We start from the raw sequence: 13,095 nt of genomic DNA, 5'->3' as shown, positions 1-13,095 counted from the left end.
AGCGAGCTTGCTCGCGAAAAACTTCCAGGCGCCGCGTTCATTCAGAAAACACGCGTTATCGTTGACGTTTTTCGCGAGCAAGCTCGCTCCTACAGAAGTTGGTGCATATGGATGGTTTGCCAGATCGGGTCGGCCTCGACATCCACCACCTCGAACCCCTGCCGCTGCCAGAAATCAATCGCACCGGGCAGAAACGGATGGGTGTGCAGGTACATCACCTCTACGCCATCGGCCCGCGCCAGCGCTTCCAGCGAGCGGTATAACCGGCCCGCCAGGCCCAAGCGTCGCACAGCCGGGAGCACATACAGGCGCACCACTTCCACTGTCTTGCGCCCCTGGTAGTTCAACTGCGGGAAGCGGCCGTCGTAGGGCCGATAAGCCACCGAGGCAACGATCCTGCCTTCGGCACGAGCAATCAAAAACCGCCCGCCGCCCTCAAGGTAGATGGCTTCAAACTGCGCCAGATCGTGGGGGACACCGGTGGCACTGAGCGTGGGAAACAGTTCATCACGCGCCTGCAAAGCAAAGCTCAGCACCTGGGGAATGTCAGCGGCCTGCACCGCCTCGATACTAACGCTCATCGCCAAGGATCCGGCTCGTTATCCACTGGCGAGCGTAAGCCAACACGCGATCGGCCATCGCCACCGGAAAGTGAATAAACCCATGGGCCGCTTCCGGCAGCAAATGAGCCTCCACCGTTGGCCATCGCTCGGCAATCAGCAGGGTGTCATCCTTGAGCGGGTCCAGTTCGCCCACGAACATCAACGCTGGCGGCAGCCCCTCAAAGTCCCCATACAAGGGCGACAATGGTGGCTGTCGGCGCGTCTCGTCGCTGATCCCCGGCGTCAGCAGGCGCAGCGCCTGAACCATGCCCGGCCCGTCCAGCAACAAGGTGTCCGGCCCGGCCGTGCGCACGCTGGGGGTGCCGGTCAAATCGTAGACGCCGTAATACAACACCGCACCGCTTACCCGCTGGAGCAACTCGGGCCATTGCTTGAGCGCCAACAAAGTGGCCGCCGCCAGGTGCCCGCCGGCCGACTCACCGACAAAAAACACCGGCAGGCCGGCAAACTCCGGGCAGTCCGCCAAAAGCCAGCGCGCAGCCGTCAGGCAATCATCCAGCAGCCCTTCGATCGGCGTATCCACCGCCAGCCGATAATCCACCGACACCACCGCCACATCGCACGCGTTGACCATGCCAAGGTTAAGGTCGTCATCCATTTGCGCATTACCGATCACCCAGCCACCGCCGTGGATATCCAGCACCACGCCTCTTGGCGGGCCAGCGGGCCGCAGGATGCGCAAGGGGATCGCCCCGAGCATTTTGCGTTCCGCCAGGGGCGCCTTCTTGAAGGTCTGGCTGGCACGCAGCAGCGCCTGGATCAGACGCGGCATCACGCGGTTGCGGACCTTGAAGCGCGGCATCCACGCCAGTTTGCGATTGAAGCGGCGCATCTGGGCCAGTTCGGGCTCGCTGGAGGGCCAATGCTGGTAGGCCATCAGCGATTATTACGCAGGATCGAGAAGTTCAACGCCGCGGCCACGCACAGCCACGCCAGGTACGGGAACAGGATCAGGCCGGTGATCAAATCCAGACGCACGGCCAGCACCACCATCGCTGCCACGGTGAGCCACAAGAGCACGATAATTACCATCCCGGCGAACAAGCGATGGGCACCAAAGAACACCGGCGTCCACAGGGTATTCAACGCAATCTGCGCCGCCCACAGGGCCAACACCATTTCGCTGCCGGGGATCAGGGTCAAGCGGTAACCGGCCCAGGCCAACAGCAGGTAGATGATCGTCCATGCCACCGGGAACAGCCAATTAGGCGGGGTGAAGCTGGGCTTGACCAGGGATTCGTACCAGGCGCCGGGTTTGAAGATCACGCCAGTGCTGGCGGCGGCGGCGCAGGCGAGCAGGAAGATGAAAAAGGTCATGGTCGGTCCTTGAGGTCCAGTGGATGGAAAACAGTACACTGCTTTTAAGTGACTCGAACAACCGCGGATAAATTCAATGGGGGCGGCAAAATACCCGCGCTTCTACGCGTCATGAAAATTGGTTATGGTCGGCAACATCCAGCACCGTTGCCCGAGACATCCCCTTGCCCCAGCTTGCCGATCACCGCAGCCGCCCCTGGTCAGTGTTCCTGATCTTCCTGCGCCTGGGCCTCACCTCCTTCGGCGGGCCGATTGCGCACCTGGGTTATTTTCGCCAAGAGTTCGTCACCCGCCGCCGCTGGCTCAGCGAGCGCAGCTATGCCGAACTGGTCGCGCTGTGCCAGTTCCTCCCAGGCCCGGCCAGCAGCCAGGTCGGTATCGCGTTGGGCCTGTCCCGCGCAGGTTACCGGGGCGCGGCGGCAGCCTGGGCCGGGTTCACCTTGCCGTCGGCCATCGCCCTGATCCTGTTTGCCCTGGGGCTGGCCCACTACGGCAGCGCCCTGCCCCCTGGCGCGCTGCACGGCCTCAAGGTGGTCGCCGTAGCCGTGGTGGCCCAGGCCGTGTGGGGCATGGCGCGCAACCTGTGCCGAGGCGTTTTACGGGTGGCGTTGATGTTGATCGCCGCCTGCGTGGTGGTGCTGCAACCCTCCGCCTGGGCTCAGGTCGGGGTCATGGTGGTCGCAGGCGTGGCTGGCCTGCTGTTGTTCAAGCCCGAGAGCAGTGCCGAGCCCGACGCCCTGCCCATCGCCATCAGCCGCCGCGCCGGAGCCCTGTGGTTGATGCTGTTTTTGTTGTTGCTGGTGGGTTTGCCACTCCTCGCCACATGGGCGCTCAACCCCACACTGGCGCTGGTGGACGCCTTCTACCGCACCGGTGCGCTGGTATTCGGCGGCGGCCACGTGGTGCTGCCGTTGTTGCAAGCCGAAGTGGTGCCCAGCCAATGGGTAAGCAATGACGTCTTCCTCGCCGGTTACGGCGCCACCCAGGCCGTGCCCGGCCCGCTGTTCACCTTCGCCGCCTTCCTCGGCGCCTCCATGACCCACGCCCCGAGCGGTTGGCTTGGCGGAGTGATCGCGCTGCTGGCGATCTTCGCCCCGTCGTTTCTGCTGATCTTCGGCGCCTTGCCCTTCTGGGCCAACCTGCGCAGCAGCCCGCGGACCCAGGCGGCGCTGGCCGGAGTAAACGCGGCGGTGGTTGGCCTGTTGTTGGCGGCGCTGTACCAGCCGGTGTGGACCAGCGCGATTTTCAACGGCTACGACCTCGCCCTGGCGTTGCTGGCACTGGTCGCGTTGATGGTGTGGAAACTGCCGCCATGGCTGGTAGTGATAAGTTGCGGCCTACTCGGCACGTTACTGTAGGAGCGAGCTTGCTCGCGAAAAACTCACAGGCGCCGCGTTTAATCTGAAGGCACGCGTTATCGTTAACGATTTTCGCGAGCAAGCTCGCTCCTACAGCATTGGGGCTCAGCCCGGCTCGACTATCTTGAGCCACGGCCAACGCGCCTGATAACTCCTGGCCTTGTGCAAAAACAGCTCCGGCTCCGGATGCAAAGGGTTGATACGCAACACCCCCTGCTCCACATCTTCCAATCCATAAGGCGCATACACCTCACCGCAAGCGATATCCAGCGCAATGCACGTGCCCGCCACCAGGTAACGGTCAACGCCCTGCCGAGCCGAATGCAACTGCGGGTAAGGCCGGCCAAACCGCTGACCATACCAAAGGTGCACCCGCGCCTGATTCCTGACCTCCACATTCACCCCCAGGTCTTGGAACAGCCCCTGCGCCGCACGAATTACCGCGTCTTCCGCCTCGTAGGACAGGTCCTCGTCAAAGTAAAAAACGTCGTAGTCTTTCACGCCCTGAGCCGCCGGCAGATTCGCCTGATGGTTCCACACGGCCTGGAACAAACAGCCCGCCGTGAGCATGCACTGCTGCACACCAAGATCCGGCAAGCGCGCGGTGAGTTGCGCATTGATAGGGTTGGCCATGGCCAATTCGAGCAGGGTGTCGACCGTCAATGTCATGTTCAGTCCTCCATAATCTGGCGCAACAATACCACCCCAACATGTCACTTCTGTAGGCGCGGGCTTTAACACCGAAACGAATCAGGAGTTTGACGAAATCACCTCGCGCCCTGCGTACAACTCAGCGCGAAGCCGAACAAATGAAACCAACATGAAGAATGCCCCCACTTGCTTGTAAAGCAACTTTACGCAGCACTACCCTTACACGCCCTACCTCAGCTGCCCCCTCTGAAATTGATCAGGACACCGGCTAAATGGAGTTCGCCCCTTGCACGCTCCCAAAGGTGCGTATCGCAATACCTGCAACGCCTTTTCGCGCCAAAAGTATGAAGGCCGAGAGCGCTGCATAAATGTGTCTAACTTTAACGCCGAGCATCTAAACCCACACCGTTGATGACACCGGCGTAGTGCCGTCATCGTTTTCGGCGCAGATAGAGCGTAAAGGTCAATTCAAGGAGAATGACAGTGAAGTGGATGGATGATGTGCTGGACACGATCGACAATGCCCGAACCGAAGCTGAATTGTTGGCTCGGATCGTCAGCACGGCAAAACACCTGGGGTTCGACTATTGCGCCTATGGAATCCGAATCCCTATCCCCGTCACCCGCCCTAAAATCGTGATGAGCAATAATTTTTTGCCTTCATGGCGACAACGCTACGCCCACTGCAAATACATCGCCGTGGACCCGACGGTACAGCACTGCACAAAATCGACGATACCGATTGTCTGGGACGAGCAAATGACCCGGCAAAACCCGCAGATGTGGGAAGAAGCCCGCGGCGCCGGGCTGGCCCATGGTTGGGCGCAATCCTGCCTGGACGGCCGCGGCAGCGGCGGCATGCTGACACTTGCGCGCTCCAATGACCCTATTACGGCCCAAGAGCTTGCCGCCAATCAAAAATACATGCGGTTTTTGGTGCATGTCGCTCATCAGGGGTTCTTGCGCGTGCTGACGCCGCACTGGCAGTTACCGCAGGAAAAAACCCTGTCGCAGCGTGAATGTGAAGTGCTCAAGTGGGCAGCCGACGGCAAGACCGCCCACGAGATCGGTTTGATCCTCTCGCTATCGCGGGAAACCATCAAGTTTCACCTGCGCAATGCAGGCTCAAAACTGGGCGTGCATAACTGCACCGCTACCGTCGTGCGCGCCACTTCACTGGGCTTGCTCGTCTGACACATACCTGACTGGCGCACCCCTGATGCGTTAATGCCGCTCAGTGTGAACAACAACAACAATAATACGCGCACCCTCACGACACACCTGCCCAAAAGAGCAGTACCTAAGTGTTCGATTATTCTGCCGAATGGCCCCTCGATTTTTTGCCGAGGGTTCCTCATGTATATAACCACGGGTACGCGCCTGACATTACCGACCGAACTGTGGCAGGCCCTGTTGCTGTATCGCTATCGCGTATTTGTCGAAAAACTTGGGTGGCATCTGGACTGTGCGGTCGGTGAGGAACTGGACCAATTTGACCGCGACGACACGGTGTACGTAATCGCCCGTCAAGGCCCGCACATCGTCGGTGTGGCGCGGCTGCTGCCCACGCACAAACCCTATCTGCTCAAGGAAGTGTTCCCCCAGGTGCTGGGTGGCCGGGCACTTCCTCATTCTGCGCACATCTGGGAAATCTCCCGGTTTGCCGCCGTCGACCTGCAACAACAGACCTTCACGGGCCACTCACTGTCATCGCCCAACGCCGTGGCGCTGCTGCATGAGGTGCTCAAGGTCGCCGCTTGCCACAAGGTTCGCCAATTGATCACGGTATCGCCGCCGGGAATTACCCGCTTGTTGCGCAACGCGGGTTTCGACGCTCATTGCGAGGGCAAGCTGACCGTGATCGACGGGCACAAGATCATGGCCAACTGGATCAGTGTGCCGCCCTGCCTGGCTGATCGAGAAGTGGCCTGAAGCAGCGCAAATGGCCTGCCGCTGCGGGCAAGTCGGCCGAGCCGACTCCCCAAAAGGTTAGGTTACAACCTCAGGCGCCTGCTCTTAAATAAAGCTGCATCGGCATTCCAACCGACTATAAATGGGACACACGATCTACATGAAAAAAGTCATTGTCATTTCTGGCCATCCTGATCTTTCGGTTTCCCGCGTCAATACCGCGATCATGGGCAAGATCAGCCAGCGTGGCGTCAAGGTCCATAGCCTGGCCAGCGCGGTGACGCCCACCGGGTTCGATATGGGTGCAGAGCAGGCATTGCTCAATGCCCATGACCGCATCGTGTTGCTGTTTCCGTTGTACTGGTATTCCTGCCCGGCAATCATGAAACAGTGGATCGATGAAGTCTTCACCCCCGGCTATGCCTACGCACGCGGCGGCGACAAGCTCAAAGACAAGGAATTCATGATCATCACCACGGTGGGTGCGCCCTCCACCGGCTACCGCGCTGGCGGGTTCAACCGTTACACCCTGGATGAATTGCTCAGGCCGTTGCAGCAGACGGTGGCGTACGTCAAAGGCATCTACCTGCCTGTGGTCGGGATTTACGAATCGGTGTTCATCGATGACGAATCAATCGACGTCACTGCTCGGAATGTCGCCGCACAAGTGATTGAGGACCAGGCCAGCGCCGACCAACTCTACGAGAACATGCTGTTGCAGGCCGAGCAGGCACAAATCGCGCTGCTGCAATAAGGTGCCTCACGCATGAAGACGTCAAATAACCAGATCCCACCGTGCGCCAGCCTGGTGGCCGCGCGCAACGAGCTGGGTTTTCTGCACTCTGCCAGCGCACTCATCGACACCCAAGCCACACCACTGGAACTGTACTGCCAGATGACCGCCGCGACGCCCGCCTGGCTCAAAGGCGCGTTCAGGTTGCGCGACAGCATCTCGCAGCACTTTCACGTCGAGCGGATCGGCGGGTTCTCGGGTGTGACACCTCAGTGCGCCCCGGTGGTCGGCGAAAAGCTCGATTTCTTCACCATCGAAGCCATCAGCGCACAGAAGCTGGTACTGACCTCACGCGATACCCACCTGGCGGTCATGGTCTCGATCGATACACCTCTCTCGCAACCGCGTTGCCTGCATATCACCACCTCCGTCAAGACCTTCAACACGTTCGGCCGCCTGTACATGCTGCCGGTGGCGCCGGTACATGGGCTCATCATCAAGCGTTTGCTGTCCCGTCTCCCCCTACATTCCCCAACTCGTTCACTTGGAGATCGCAACTCATGAACAGCGCAGACTCAATTGACCCTCATCTGTTGCACAAAGACACACCCAGGGATGTATTGATCGGTCGACCCAGGCTGATTCTGCCCAGCTTTCTCAATGCTTCGATCGGCGCCGACCTACTGGCTGGCAACCCCCAGGATCAGGACCTGTTCAAACAGCTGTACCGTGCCCAAGACGGCCGGTATGTGCTGCGCCATCTGCCCCTGACCCTCAGTGCGGAACAGGCCGGCACTCTCTCCACCTTCGAGATCCGCCTGGCTGACTTTTATACCGAGTGCGACGACCACTTCATCCTCACGGCTGAATTCATCCCCCACCAGGCCCAACGCTACCTGGCCCAGCATTTTCAAGGCGGTGATGCCCACATACCGCCCGACCAGGTAATGCGCATGATCGAATGCCTTGAGGCGCTCGCGCAGTGGGACAAGGCCAGGCAGGGCTCTTACTTGTTGATCAACGACACCAAGAATTACTACTTCTACAACAAGCAGCACGAACATGTACCGGGCCTGATGTTGATCGAAGTGGCCAGGCAAGCCATGTACCACTACGTCTACAACTACTTGGGCCATCAGCGCGGCGCGGTTTCCATTTCCATCGAAGACTTGCGCATTTCCTTCAACGCCTACACCGAATCGGCTTACGAGGTCGAAGTCGTGGTGCAACAGACCCACGGCCTGAAGCGATCGCAACCCAAGTCCATCGACAAGTGCGCAAACTTCTATCAGAACGGCCGGCTGGTATCGCGTCTCTGGCTGCAAGGCGCAGTGATCAAGTTACCGCTGTTCAAACGCATGCGTTCGTTGAACTACCCTCAGGATCACTGGTTCACCCCTTCCGATCGCTTGCCCAAGAACATCCTCGTGCATCACGCCGACAGTGCACTGCAAGCCAGGCTGAGCCTGCTCTCGGTACTGGGCGTGCTGGTGACTCACCAGGCCGAGGGCATCAATTGGAGCACGGTCACGACCGTATCGCTGTATATCGAAGGGGGCGGCTTCCTCAGCCTGCCCGTTGCTTCGACTTGCTCCACTGGCGAACCCGACCAGCGCGTGCTGGTGTTCGACAAACTGTCCAAGAGCCAGGCCAGCGAACTGCGTGAAACGATCAAGTGCCACTGCTTCTTTGCCGGGCAGATGCAATGGAACGCTGGCTCTTCACCTGACCCTCTGGCGCCCGAGCAAATCGTGGCATGAGGATCCTGCGCCCATGAGCTATGAGTTATCACAACGCCCACTGATGATCGGTCAGGGCGTTTCGCTGAAAAACCGCATGTATTTCGCGCCGATGGGCATCGACCTGGCTACCTCGGACGGTTCGCTGTCCGAGGAAATGCTCAGGTTCTATCAACATGTAATCGACGGAGGCTGCGCCATGGTGGTGCTGGGCAACTCCTCCATAGCGCCCTCCACGCGCCTGCATGCGCGAGGCCTGTGCCTGCATAGCCATGCCAACGTGGAAAAGCTCGCGCCGCTGGTGGAGTACGGTCGCCAGCGGGACTGTCCAGTGGTGGTGCAACTTCAGCATTACGGCGCCCAAGGTGGCACACAGATCAGCGGCCAACCGCTGCTTTGCCCGAGCCGCAGTGCGTTATCCCGCGGCGCCGAGGCATTGGAGATGAGTGTCGAGGACATCGACGCCGTTTGCGATCAGTTTGCTCAAGCGGCTCTGCGAGCCAGACAGGCCGGCGCCAGGATGGTCCAGCTTCAGGCCTCCAATGGCTACCTGCTGAGCAGTTTTCTATCGCCCTGGACCAACCATCGCCATGACGCTTACGGCGGCAGCCCGCTCAAGCGAGCGCGGTTTCTGTTGGAAGTCATCGACCGCATTCACAGGATTACCGCAGGAGAGCTGGAGGTTTCCGTGCGCCTGGGCATTGATGATTGCGTAGGCGCCGACGGGCAGCAACCGGAACTGCTCCAGGATGTGGTGGCGGCCCTGGAAAACGCCGGGACCTCGGCAATCATGTGCTCGATCACCATCAAGGAAACCTTCCGCTACATGCTGTCTGCCCATCCGAGCATTCAGCAACAGTTCGTCGAAGGGGTACGCCTGATCAAGTCATTCACCTCGCTGCCGGTCGGCTATGCCGGTTTCATTGGCTCCCTGCAGGAAGCAGAAAATCAACTGCGGCTGGGTCACTGTGACCTGATCGGTATGAGCCGAGCCCTTTTTGCCGATAACGACCTGATCAACAAATCGCTCGCCGGCCATGAAGACAAGGTTCAGCAATGCCGGTTTGACGGTAACTGCTTTCGGGACAAGAGCAACCCGCAACTCGACCGGGTGTATTGCTGCGTGAATGAGCACTACAAGCGTCCCGCTCACATCCACTACGGAAATCAATAACATGGAATTTCAAGACAAGAACATCGTCATTACCGGCGGTGCCAGCGGCATCGGCCTGGCGGTGGCAAAACAACTGGCCAAAGCGGGCGCACGCCTGTTCCTGATGAGCAGGAGCCAGCAAAAGGCCGACGCCGCTCTAGAGATACTGGGGGCTTCGGCGCAGTTCATCTTTTGCGATGTGGCGTCGCACACGTCGGTAGCCGAGGCATTCGCGACGGTGGATGGCGAGGTGGATCAGTTGCACTTTGCAATCAACAACGCCGGCATTACCGCCCCCTACGCACCGATCGCGACCAGCGCACCGCAGGATTGGGACAGGGTCATCCACACCAACCTGAACGGCCCCTTTTACTGCCTGCAAAAAGAACTGGAACTGATCAGCCGGTACCCCGATGGAGCGATCGTCAATGTGTCTTCGTGCGCGGGCGTAATGCCTATGGCCAATCAGGCCGCCTACGTCGCCAGCAAGACCGCGCTCAATGCCTTGACGCAGGTCGCGGCCATGGAAAATGCCTGCGACAGCGAATCCGGTTTTGCCGTACGCGTCAACGCCGTAGCGCCCGGGCCGACACTGGGCGGTATGAACTCTGCGGAACGGCTGGCGGCCCATCCGGAAAACACCCAGCGCAAGCGTGACGTGACCGCCATGAAACGCTTTGCCCATCCAGAGGAAATCGCCGACGCGATCGTGTTTTTGTTGAGCCGCAGATCCAGCTACATCACCGGCTCGGTGCTCAGTGCCGATGGCGGCTATCACATCGGCAAATTCTAGGGGCAATCATGGCTAGCATATTGATCACCGGTGTGAGCACCGGTATCGGCAACGCTCTGGCACGTTATCACTTGGCCAGGGGCGACGAGGTGCTCGCGGTATCACGCAATCCTGCGGCCAATATCCCGTCACAGGAGCGCTTTCACTTCCTCAGGTGCGATTTGACCGATATCGACCGCGCCCCGGCAACCTTACAGGCGTTGCTGTCGCGCTCCCCTGCCCCGGTAGACACCGTCTACCTGAATGCGGGTCGGTTCGGCAGCCCTCCACAACTGGCCACGCAAACCTCGATGCAGGAGTTCAACAGCGTCCTGGCACTTAACCTGGGCGCGGTGAAAATGGTCCTGGATATCCTGTTGAGTGCGACGCAGCCTCCCGGCACCGTGGTGTTTTCATCATCGATTTCGGCCGTGCGCCAACGGGCCGGGATGCTCTCATATTCGGTCTCCAAGGCGGCGCTGAACGCTCTGGCAAAGATCTATCACCTGGAAAATCCACACACATTCTTTGCCGTGCTGGGGCTCTGCAACGTCCAGACGACGGTGGCGAAGACCATCATGGCGGCGGATGAACGCTTCAGTGATCTTGTCGCACTCCGCCAACGGGCGGCAGTGCCCGGCTACATCGTCGACGCAGAATCCCGCGCTGCGAATATCGTTCAGGTCTTGGCCGAGCGCCATCATCTTGGACTGAAATCGGGTGAGTTCCAGGAAATCCGCGACTTATTGAACCAGCCACTCCAGGAGGAGACCCGCAATGACCCAATCCACCCATGAAAAAATCGTACGTGTCGGCGCTGCATACGACATTCTCGCGATGGCTCCCTTCGCCTTGCCGATCGTGTCCGTCTGGGCCTATGCACTGATCCAATGGGTTGATTTGCAACTGGGCTTCGACAGCCACTTCTCGGCGCTCGACCCCACGGCTATGTTCCTGCTCAACATCGGCGCCTGGGCATACCTTGTGTGGGGCGTTGTACGTTGGCGAGCCCCTACCCGCGAACATGCCCGTCTCAGCGCTTTGCTACGCGTGATCGTAGTGGTAGTGCAGGTAGTGGCCGTCAGCAGTGGCGCTTCACCTTTCCTGCTGGTGCTGGGTGCCGTTCAATTGTTGCTGGCGGTGCTGGAGTTTTCGCATAGGTTATTCGAGCGCAACGCTGCCCCATCCAGCCGAGAAGAGGCACGCGCTTACTGATGCCGCCGGGGGCCAACCTGGTGCTTGATGGAGGCCCCGCCTTCATCTCCTCGACATCGCTGCCGGACCATCCACCCACTGAGCGTTCCTGCTTACCCCTAGCTTTTTCTAGGGGTTCAAGCGCGACGGCTAACAACCCCACAATGCCGCGGTATTGTGGGTTCTTCTCTGTTGGCAAGTTGGCTTTGGATGATGTTGGGCGGGTGGTTACCGTGCGGTTGCCGGCAGCTCCTGGCACCACTTGATAGAACGCAGCGCTTCCTCGGCAGGCACAAGCGCGTAGCGCGAGTAAAACATTGTTCCGCTGAAACGACGGCCGTCGACTTCGCCCAAGGTCTGCCCATCCTTGTAGTCAGAAGTGCTGAGTTGATCAGCGATGTAATACACCTTGCCATTCTCGACGGTGATATCGAAACGCTGGTTAACCATACCGCTGATGATCGGTGGCGAGGTGGAGGCAACGCTGTGCTTGCCGGCGGGAATGCCGGCCTTGAAAAAACTACCGGAAGGCAAGCTGCCGATAGTGCGGCCATCGACCTGAATAGTCGGGGCGACCCCGCCACCGATGCTCGCCGCCGTGCGATAAAAGTAAACCGTCGCCTCATCCGCACGAGGTTCCGCCGGTGACGTGAAGAACGGTTGACCTTTGAGGTCCGGACCGCTGATGCAACCGGTCAGTGAGACCAGGCCTGCGAACAGGCTGGCCCAGAGGAGCGTAGAGCGCTTCATGCATGAATTCCTTGAACGTGGATCAATGGGCGTCGGGTTTGATGACTGTCACCGGTACCGGCTTCAAATCGTGCACAACCCTTTACCGAAGTCAGTGGCATCAGAACTCGGCCAAGGCGCAAAACCACTCTTCGGTGTCAGATTTACGATGTTCCGGTCCTTGAGCATCGGGTACTTGCGCTTGAGCGCCTGCACCGTGTCCTCGGCATTGTTCACGTTGGACAGGCAAAAGCGCAGGGCATCGACGCGCAGATCGCCGATATAGAGAGTTTCCCCGGCCTTCACCGAGAAAACCGCAGGCACCGGGCGCGGCATCGACTTACCCGCGTAATACACGTAATGCCACTGCGTGTACTCATACTCACCCGGCGGCACTTCATACATGAAGTAATGGCCCAGCACAGAGGGGGATGGCTGATCGTCTTCATTGCCCAGCGTCGTCAACCGTAATACGGTGCCCGGGGCTCCCTGTTGCTTGATCTCAACCACCAGCCCATGGGGCTGCATCATCGGAAAGCTCTCACCAACCGAACCCACGATGATCGCCTTACTCGGGTCCGGTGCGTGCTTGCCGTCGTAGCGTGACGTCGCGCACCCGGATAGAAGCATCGCGCAAAGTGCGACCGCGGCCCAGACAAGATGTTTACTGCTGACTTTCCCTAGCATTGGTTTTTTTCCGATCAGTAATCTTGCAGTTCGTAGAGCCCAGCCGAGCGAACCAAACGTTCGCACATCTGGTGCTTCGTTGCTGGCTCGTCGGCCTCTATTGTCCAGCTACCCGCACCTTGATAACAACCCACCCCTGTAGGAGCGAGCTTGCTCGCGAAAAAACCAAACGATAACGCAGCGCCTGAAGGCAAAATCCGATTCCCCTGCCGCACCTTGCTCCATTGC

At 59.6% G+C, this 13,095-nt stretch carries 16 protein-coding genes; 10 read left to right on the top strand and 6 right to left on the bottom strand.

Features of this window, described 5'->3' with window-relative positions; all coding sequences use genetic code 11:
* Positions 1-89: 89 nt before the first annotated feature.
* From HU730_RS21545 to HU730_RS21535, 3 genes are read right to left on the bottom strand one after another with little or no spacing between them, the layout of a single operon-like run.
* Positions 90-581 carry a GNAT family N-acetyltransferase gene (locus HU730_RS21545; protein WP_106118230.1) on the bottom strand — a complete coding sequence of 164 codons (492 nt, stop codon included), beginning with the start codon at positions 579-581 and terminating at the stop codon, positions 90-92.
* A complete protein-coding gene (locus tag HU730_RS21540; protein ID WP_186527514.1) occupies positions 571-1,500 on the bottom strand; it encodes an alpha/beta hydrolase in 930 nt (309 codons plus the stop codon). The genes HU730_RS21545 and HU730_RS21540 overlap by 11 nt, the downstream gene beginning before the upstream one ends.
* On the bottom strand, positions 1,500-1,940 hold the full coding sequence (locus HU730_RS21535) for a TspO/MBR family protein (protein ID WP_003192600.1): 441 nt from the start codon (positions 1,938-1,940) through the stop codon (positions 1,500-1,502). Before HU730_RS21535 ends, HU730_RS21540 begins: the two co-directional genes overlap by 1 nt.
* 164 nt (positions 1,941-2,104) lie before the next feature.
* Here HU730_RS21535 and chrA point away from each other — a divergent pair, with 164 nt between their 5' ends.
* Complete coding sequence (gene chrA, locus HU730_RS21530) at positions 2,105-3,298, top strand: chromate efflux transporter (RefSeq protein ID WP_186527513.1); 1,194 nt, start codon at positions 2,105-2,107, stop codon at positions 3,296-3,298.
* Positions 3,299-3,403: 105 nt separating this feature from the next.
* Here the strand turns inward: chrA and HU730_RS21525 are convergent, their stop codons facing one another.
* A complete protein-coding gene (locus HU730_RS21525; RefSeq protein ID WP_034126216.1) occupies positions 3,404-3,967 on the bottom strand; it encodes a nucleotidyltransferase family protein in 564 nt (187 codons plus the stop codon).
* Positions 3,968-4,441: 474 nt separating this feature from the next.
* Here HU730_RS21525 and HU730_RS21520 point away from each other — a divergent pair, with 474 nt between their 5' ends.
* The 9 genes from HU730_RS21520 to HU730_RS21480 all read left to right on the top strand — a co-directional run bounded on the left by HU730_RS21520 (position 4,442) and on the right by HU730_RS21480 (position 11,472).
* A complete protein-coding gene (locus HU730_RS21520; protein ID WP_230960017.1) occupies positions 4,442-5,143 on the top strand; it encodes a LuxR family transcriptional regulator in 702 nt (233 codons plus the stop codon).
* 162 nt (positions 5,144-5,305) lie between these two features.
* The gene (locus tag HU730_RS21515) at positions 5,306-5,881 is read left to right on the top strand and encodes an acyl-homoserine-lactone synthase (protein ID WP_057700767.1); all 576 of its coding nucleotides are present in this window, start codon (positions 5,306-5,308) and stop codon (positions 5,879-5,881) included.
* A 139-nt stretch (positions 5,882-6,020) separates the two neighbouring features.
* The gene (locus tag HU730_RS21510) at positions 6,021-6,614 is read left to right on the top strand and encodes an NAD(P)H-dependent oxidoreductase (protein ID WP_052199940.1); all 594 of its coding nucleotides are present in this window, start codon (positions 6,021-6,023) and stop codon (positions 6,612-6,614) included.
* Positions 6,615-6,626: 12 nt separating this feature from the next.
* Positions 6,627-7,157 carry a DUF2867 domain-containing protein gene (locus HU730_RS21505; protein WP_186527512.1) on the top strand — a complete coding sequence of 177 codons (531 nt, stop codon included), beginning with the start codon at positions 6,627-6,629 and terminating at the stop codon, positions 7,155-7,157.
* Complete coding sequence (locus tag HU730_RS21500; RefSeq protein ID WP_186527511.1) at positions 7,154-8,353, top strand: AfsA-related hotdog domain-containing protein; 1,200 nt, start codon at positions 7,154-7,156, stop codon at positions 8,351-8,353. The genes HU730_RS21505 and HU730_RS21500 overlap by 4 nt, the downstream gene beginning before the upstream one ends.
* A 13-nt stretch (positions 8,354-8,366) precedes the next feature.
* Positions 8,367-9,506 carry an NADH:flavin oxidoreductase gene (locus HU730_RS21495; protein WP_186527510.1) on the top strand — a complete coding sequence of 380 codons (1,140 nt, stop codon included), beginning with the start codon at positions 8,367-8,369 and terminating at the stop codon, positions 9,504-9,506.
* A gap of 1 nt (position 9,507) precedes the next feature.
* On the top strand, positions 9,508-10,278 hold the full coding sequence (locus HU730_RS21490) for an SDR family oxidoreductase (protein ID WP_186527509.1): 771 nt from the start codon (positions 9,508-9,510) through the stop codon (positions 10,276-10,278).
* A gap of 8 nt (positions 10,279-10,286) precedes the next feature.
* Positions 10,287-11,054: an SDR family NAD(P)-dependent oxidoreductase gene (locus HU730_RS21485; protein ID WP_186527508.1), complete on the top strand. Its 768-nt coding sequence runs from the start codon at positions 10,287-10,289 to the stop codon at positions 11,052-11,054.
* Complete coding sequence (locus HU730_RS21480; RefSeq protein ID WP_186527507.1) at positions 11,035-11,472, top strand: hypothetical protein; 438 nt, start codon at positions 11,035-11,037, stop codon at positions 11,470-11,472. The genes HU730_RS21485 and HU730_RS21480 overlap by 20 nt, the downstream gene beginning before the upstream one ends.
* A 207-nt stretch (positions 11,473-11,679) precedes the next feature.
* Here HU730_RS21480 and HU730_RS21475 read toward each other — a convergent pair whose 3' ends face one another.
* Together HU730_RS21475 and HU730_RS21470 are read right to left on the bottom strand one after the other, a co-directional pair.
* Positions 11,680-12,201, bottom strand: a complete 522-nt coding sequence (locus tag HU730_RS21475; protein ID WP_014719182.1) for a DUF2846 domain-containing protein — start codon at positions 12,199-12,201, stop codon at positions 11,680-11,682.
* A gap of 63 nt (positions 12,202-12,264) precedes the next feature.
* Positions 12,265-12,867 (bottom strand): hypothetical protein, encoded by a 603-nt coding sequence (locus HU730_RS21470; RefSeq protein ID WP_186527506.1) that lies wholly within the window; start codon positions 12,865-12,867, stop codon positions 12,265-12,267.
* Positions 12,868-13,095: the final 228 nt, after the last annotated feature.

Origin of the sequence: Pseudomonas sp. SWRI22 (genome assembly GCF_014268395.2) — a bacterium.
Lineage (GTDB): Bacteria > Pseudomonadota > Gammaproteobacteria > Pseudomonadales > Pseudomonadaceae > Aquipseudomonas > Aquipseudomonas paracarnis.
The sequence above is the reverse complement of the archived record's forward strand: the minus strand, read 5'-3'. Positions and strand labels throughout refer to the sequence as shown.

Excerpts from the sequence above, each read along its gene's own strand:
- HU730_RS21480 (WP_186527507.1), top strand. The coding sequence starts at position 11,035 with ATGACCCAATCCACCCATGAAAAAATCGTACGTGTCGGCGCTGCATAC.
- HU730_RS21525 (WP_034126216.1), bottom strand. The coding sequence starts at position 3,967 with ATGACATTGACGGTCGACACCCTGCTCGAATTGGCCATGGCCAACCCT.
- HU730_RS21540 (WP_186527514.1), bottom strand. The coding sequence starts at position 1,500 with ATGGCCTACCAGCATTGGCCCTCCAGCGAGCCCGAACTGGCCCAGATG.
- HU730_RS21500 (WP_186527511.1), top strand. The coding sequence starts at position 7,154 with ATGAACAGCGCAGACTCAATTGACCCTCATCTGTTGCACAAAGACACA.
- HU730_RS21470 (WP_186527506.1), bottom strand. The coding sequence starts at position 12,867 with ATGCTAGGGAAAGTCAGCAGTAAACATCTTGTCTGGGCCGCGGTCGCA.
- HU730_RS21475 (WP_014719182.1), bottom strand. The coding sequence starts at position 12,201 with ATGAAGCGCTCTACGCTCCTCTGGGCCAGCCTGTTCGCAGGCCTGGTC.
- HU730_RS21490 (WP_186527509.1), top strand. The coding sequence starts at position 9,508 with ATGGAATTTCAAGACAAGAACATCGTCATTACCGGCGGTGCCAGCGGC.
- HU730_RS21535 (WP_003192600.1), bottom strand. The coding sequence starts at position 1,940 with ATGACCTTTTTCATCTTCCTGCTCGCCTGCGCCGCCGCCGCCAGCACT.
- HU730_RS21510 (WP_052199940.1), top strand. The coding sequence starts at position 6,021 with ATGAAAAAAGTCATTGTCATTTCTGGCCATCCTGATCTTTCGGTTTCC.
- HU730_RS21515 (WP_057700767.1), top strand. The coding sequence starts at position 5,306 with ATGTATATAACCACGGGTACGCGCCTGACATTACCGACCGAACTGTGG.
- HU730_RS21505 (WP_186527512.1), top strand. The coding sequence starts at position 6,627 with ATGAAGACGTCAAATAACCAGATCCCACCGTGCGCCAGCCTGGTGGCC.
- HU730_RS21495 (WP_186527510.1), top strand. The coding sequence starts at position 8,367 with ATGAGCTATGAGTTATCACAACGCCCACTGATGATCGGTCAGGGCGTT.
- HU730_RS21545 (WP_106118230.1), bottom strand. The coding sequence starts at position 581 with ATGAGCGTTAGTATCGAGGCGGTGCAGGCCGCTGACATTCCCCAGGTG.
- HU730_RS21485 (WP_186527508.1), top strand. The coding sequence starts at position 10,287 with ATGGCTAGCATATTGATCACCGGTGTGAGCACCGGTATCGGCAACGCT.
- HU730_RS21520 (WP_230960017.1), top strand. The coding sequence starts at position 4,442 with ATGGATGATGTGCTGGACACGATCGACAATGCCCGAACCGAAGCTGAA.